The organism is Streptomyces sp. NPDC003042 (genome assembly GCF_053591315.1).
This window is the reverse complement of record NZ_JBSFTP010000163.1, coordinates 1-4,592: the sequence shown is the minus strand read 5'-3', so window position 1 is coordinate 4,592 and position 4,592 is coordinate 1. Positions and strand designations below refer to the sequence as shown.

The window sequence follows — 4,592 nt, the reverse complement described above, 5'->3', positions numbered from 1 at the left end:
CCACGTCCACCGGGGCGGAACCGGAGTACAGGCGGCCGGTCATCGTCTTCGGCGCCGTCACCGGAACCCCGAGGCCCCCCCGGCCGGGGGGTGGGCGGGACCTCAGGACACGGTCCGGACGGTCAGACGGTCAGACGGTCAGCAGCAGCTTGCCCACGTGGGTGCTCGACTCCATCACGCGGTGGGCCTCGGCCGCCTGCGCCATGGGGAACGTCGCGTGCACCACCGGGCGGACCCGGCCCGCCGCGATGAGCGGCCACACGTGTTCCCGTACCGCCGCGATGATGGCGGCCTTCTCCTCCAGCGGCCGGCTCCGCAGGGACGTCGCGGTGATCGCCGCCCGCTTGGCCAGCAGCGTGCCCAGGTCCAGTTCGGCCTTGACGCCGCCCTGGAGCCCGATCACCGCGAGCCGCCCGTTCACGGCCAGCGCGGCCAGATTCCGCGTCAGGTACTTCGCGCCGATGATGTCCAGGATCACGTCCGCCCCGGCGCCGCCCGTGGCGGCCTTCAGCTCCTCCACGAAGTCCTGTTCGCGGTAGTCGATGAGGACGTCCGCGCCGAGCTCCGCGCAGCGCGCCAGCTTCTCCTCGCCGCCCGCCGTCACCGCCACCCGCGCGCCGACCGCCTTCCCCAGCTGGATCGCCATCGTGCCGATCCCGCTGGATCCGCCGTGCACCAGCAGGGTCTCGGCGGGCCGTAGCCCCGCCACCATGAAGACGTTGGACCACACCGTCGCGACCACCTCCGGCAGCGCGGCCGCCGTCACCAGGTCCACGCCCCGCGGGACGGGCAGCAGCTGGCCGGCCGGGACGGCCACCCGCTGCGCGTAGCCGCCGCCGGCCAGCAGCGCGCACACCTCGTCGCCCACCGACCAGCCGGACACCCCGGGCCCGAGCGCGGCGATGCGCCCCGAGCACTCCAGGCCGGGATGGGGCGAGGAGCCGGGCGGAGGATCGTAGAACCCCCGCCGCTGAAGGATGTCGGCGCGGTTCACGGCGCTCGCCGCGACCTCGACGAGCACCTCCCCCTCGCCGGCCACCGGATCGGGTACGTCGGCCCAGACGAGGGCCTCGGGGCCGCCGGGCTGCTCGATGGTGATCGCATGCATGGCCCGGAGGCTACGCGAACGGGCCCGCGCCGCCCAGCACGGGCGCGAGCGGCGTTACTCGGCCGGGCCGAGGACCGCGTGCGGGCCCGCCGGCGGGACGGCGCGCACGATGGTGATCACGCGGTCCGTCAGCTGGAGCGGGCTCGCGTGCGGGTCGTCGTACGGCAGCAGCCGGTGGCCGCGCAGCACGCTCACGACCAGGTCGCCGGTCTCGCGCACGCTGCGGCCGGCCTCCGCCTTGGTGACGGGACGTTCGATCAGGTCCAGGCCGCTGCCCTGGTGGATCAGGTCCTCCAGCACGGTGCCCGCGCTCGGGCTGAGCACCGACAGGCCCAGCAGCCGTCCGGCCGCGCTCGCGCTCGTGATGACGGCGTCCGCGCCGGACTGGCTCAGCAGCGGCGCGTTCTCCTCCTCGCGGACGGCCGCGACGATCTTCGCGCCCCTGTTGAGCTGGCGGGCGGTCAGCGTCACCAGGACCGCCGTGTCGTCCCGCTGCGTCGCGATGATGATCTGACGGGCCTTCTGGAGTTCGGCGCGCAGCAGGACTTCGGAGCGGGTGGCGTCGCCCACGATGCCGGTGAAGCCCTCCGCGTTGGCCGTGTCGATCACCTTGGTGCTGGGATCGACGATGACGACCTGTTCCTTGGAGAGGCCCGTCGCCAGCAGCGTCTGCAGGGCCGAGCGGCCCTTGGTGCCGAAGCCGATGACGACCGTGTGCTCACGCAAGTTCTTCCTCCAGCGCTTCAGTCGCCATTCTTCCCTGGTGCGCTCGGTGAGGACTTCCAGGGTGGTGCCGACCAGGATGATCAGGAACAGCACGCGCAGCGGAGTGATCAGCAGGACGTTGACCAGCCGTGCGCTGTCGCTGTACGGGACGATGTCGCCGTAACCCGTCGTCGACAGGGTCACGGTGGCGTAGTAGACGCAGTCGAGGAAATCGACCTGTTCGTTGGCGTTGTCGTGGTAGCCCGCGCGGTCCATCCACACGATCAGGACCGTCAGGCACAGCACGAACAAGGCCATCAGCAGCCGCCTGCTGACCTGCCGCAGCGGCTGCTCGACCACACGTTTGGGCAGTTTGATGCGCCGGAAGACGAGTTTCTCGTCGGCGCCGCGCGCCATGGCGTCCTGGCCGTGAAGTTTCACGTGAAACATCCCCCCGAAGCCCAGGGCAGGTCGAGGATTTCCAGATCCTGCCCGGATCGTGCGCCGTGCGGCGGTACGACGGCCAGTGCGTCGGCGGCCGCCACCCCGCGCAGCATCGCCGGGCCGTTGTAGCGCAGCGGTACGGCGTGTTCGTCGGTCAGCAGCACCGGGACGAGCCGGGTGTCGTGCGGATGGCCGGGTACGTCGCCCTGGACCGGCGCCGTGTAGCGGGGGCGCTGGCGGCGCCCGGCGAGGGCGCGCAGCAGCGGCTCGGCGAGGGTCAGCAGCCCGGACACGGCGGCGAGCGGATTGCCGGGCAGGCCGACCAGGTGGCGCCCGTCGGCCCGTTCCCCGATCCGGGCCAGCAGCATCGGATGCCCCGGCCGCACGGCGACCCCGTCGACGAGCAGCTCGGCTCCCGCGCGGTGCAGTACGGGGTGCACGTGGTCGACGGGGCCGGAGGCGGTGCCGCCGGTGGTGATCAGCAGATCGGCGGTGGAACCGGTGACCGCTTCGAGCAGGGCCTCGGCCCCGGCCGGGTCGTCGCCGAGCCGCCGCACAGCGATGACCTCGGCGCCGAGCCGCTCCAGCCACGGGCCCAGCATGGGGCTCAGGGCGTCCCGGATCAGGCCGTCGTGCGGGCGGCCCTCGGTCAGCAGCTCGTCGCCGAGGACCAGGATCTCCACGCGGGGCCGGGGACGGGTGACGAGCTCGTCGTACCCGGCGGCCGCGGCCAGGCCGAGCACCGCCGGGGTGACGAGGGAGCCGGCGGGCAGCAGCAGATCGCCGGAACGGCACTCCTGGCCGCGCGGGCGGATGTCCTGGCCGGTACTCACCGACCGGTCGGCGTACAGCTGGGTGCCGGCCTCGCGGGCGTGCTCGCTGCGGATCACGGCGCTGGTGTCGGCGGGGATCCGCGCGCCGGTGGCGATCCGTACGGCCTCACCGTCCGCGAGGGCCGCCGGAGGCGCGGCTCCGGCCAGGATCCCGTCGCCGGTACGGACGGTCCAGGGGCCGGGGCCGGCGACCGCCCAGCCGTCCATGGCGGAGGTGTCGAAGGACGGGAGGTCGGTCAGGGCGTCGAGAGGCACGTCCAGCACCTCGCCGAGGGCATCCGCCAGGGGAACCCGGTGCGTGCGGCCCCGGACGCCGGAGCCGGCCCGGACGGCGCTCTCGCGGGCGCGCTGCCAGGGGGCGGCGCGGTGGGCCCCGCCGCCGCCGTCGGGGGTGCGGCTGACCAGGGCGAGGGCCTCGTCCAGGGCGCCGTCGGCGTCGGTACGGGTCATCCGGAGCCGGTCTCCTCGGAATCGGGGGTCTGCGGCGGCTGGGCCTCGGCGGCCTCTTCGTTTTCGGACTCGGCGGCCCAGCGCAGGGCCAGGGCGGCGGCCTTGCGGGACGCGTCGGCGACCGCTCGGGCGGGGTCGGCGCCGTCGGCCGCGGCTCGGGCGGCCGCGTAGCCGACGAGGAAGGTCGTCAGCGGGGCCGCGGGCCGGGCGACACCGTGGGCGGCGTCACGGGCGAGGTCGAGCAGGGTTTTGATGTCGACGTCGACATCGACGCCGAGCTCGTCCTTGGCGGCGGTGATCCATTGCTCCAGCACGGTCCCATGCTCCCTGATCCGGGCGCGGGCCGCCGCCAGGTCCTCCCAGGTGTCGCAGTCGAAGGAGGCGAGGGGCGCGGTGGCGGTGACCCTGGCGAGGTCCAGCTCGCGGGTGAGCGCGCGCAGCGGGAGCCCGCCCAGGTACCCGTGCTCGGTGGCCAGCAGGGCGATCTCGCGGCGCAGGGGCTCCGCGCGGTAGGCCGCGACGAGGGGCTGGTCCCGGCCGTCGGGGTCCTGGAGGACGGCGCCGTCCTTCCCGTCCTGGCCAGGCGTGGTGAGCAGCGTGTGGACCGTGTCCCGGTCCAGGAAGGGCAGATCGGCGGAGAGTACGAGGACCAGCTCGGCGGTCGTCGCACGCAGACCGGCGTGCAGTGCGGCCAGGGGGCCGCCGCCGGGCGGGTCCTCGCGGGTCCACAGGACCGGGCGGGTCGTCGGCCGGCGCGTGCCGACCACGACGGTGGTCGTGGCGCCGGCGCAGGCGTCCAGGACGCGGTCCAGGAGGGTGCGGCCGCCGACGTGCAGGCCGGGTTTGTCCGCCCCGCCGAGGCGGCGGGCGGCGCCGCCGGCCAGGACGATCGCGTCGTACGTCATGCCCTTGAGTATGCGGGGCCCGTGTTTCGGGCGAGGGCCCGGATGCGCCGTGGCCCTGCGGGGCGGTCGGGTGCCGCTGCGCGGGGCCTTCTCCCCGCCCCGCCCTTCCCCCGTTCCCCGGGCTCTGCCCGGACCCGCGCCTCAATC

Annotated in this window: 4 protein-coding genes; all 4 read right to left on the bottom strand. The window is 74.5% G+C overall.

All coding sequences use genetic code 11. The features are described 5' to 3' along the window. Nucleotides 1-130 precede the first annotated feature (130 nt). Genes ACWDYJ_RS35965 through ACWDYJ_RS35950 form a run of 4 tightly spaced genes read right to left on the bottom strand, consistent with a single transcriptional unit; the run spans nucleotide 131 to nucleotide 4,445 of the window. A complete protein-coding gene (locus tag ACWDYJ_RS35965; RefSeq protein WP_451569813.1) occupies nucleotides 131-1,108 on the bottom strand; it encodes an NAD(P)H-quinone oxidoreductase in 978 nt (325 codons plus the stop codon). 54 nt (nucleotides 1,109-1,162) lie between these two features. Further along, nucleotides 1,163-2,263 carry a potassium channel family protein gene (locus tag ACWDYJ_RS35960; protein WP_451569812.1) on the bottom strand — a complete coding sequence of 367 codons (1,101 nt, stop codon included), beginning with the start codon at nucleotides 2,261-2,263 and terminating at the stop codon, nucleotides 1,163-1,165. Then, a complete protein-coding gene (locus tag ACWDYJ_RS35955; RefSeq protein ID WP_451569811.1) occupies nucleotides 2,251-3,540 on the bottom strand; it encodes a molybdopterin molybdotransferase MoeA in 1,290 nt (429 codons plus the stop codon). Before ACWDYJ_RS35955 ends, ACWDYJ_RS35960 begins: the two co-directional genes overlap by 13 nt. Then, the gene (locus tag ACWDYJ_RS35950; RefSeq protein WP_451569810.1) at nucleotides 3,537-4,445 is read right to left on the bottom strand and encodes an NTP transferase domain-containing protein; all 909 of its coding nucleotides are present in this window, start codon (nucleotides 4,443-4,445) and stop codon (nucleotides 3,537-3,539) included. Before ACWDYJ_RS35950 ends, ACWDYJ_RS35955 begins: the two co-directional genes overlap by 4 nt. Nucleotides 4,446-4,592 lie beyond the last annotated feature (147 nt).